The 314-nt window shown below is 37.9% G+C and carries 1 rRNA gene; it reads right to left on the bottom strand.

From position 1 onward, the window contains the following. A 5S ribosomal RNA gene (gene rrf / locus ACZ2V4_RS11720) occupies positions 1-63 on the bottom strand; the annotation flags it as partial. Between the last annotated feature and the right edge of the window lie 251 nt (positions 64-314).

Here is a 314-nt window from a genome sequence, read left to right as displayed (position 1 = left end):
AGAGAGCTTAACTTCTGTGTTCGGTATGGGAACAGGTGTGACCTCTCTGCCATCGTCACCAGACAAATGAAAGAATATGATATCCAGTTTCAACTCGCTGTCCCTATTCATTTTCTAGATTTCAATCGAATCTGGCGATTCTCAGTCAATCTATCAAAAATGATACGGGCCATGACGCGCGTCTCAACCTTTAGTTTATACTTTCAAAACTAGATAAAGTAAGTAAGATATATTAAGTTCTACCCGGCAATCCCGAATAAAAAATCTATAAAATTGATTAAGTCTTCGATCGATTAGTATTCGTCAGCTCCATA

The organism is Macrococcus sp. CoH-51_TC_04 (assembly GCF_058188655.1).
Note: the sequence above shows the minus strand (reverse complement) of the source record. Positions and strands in the feature narration are given on the sequence as shown.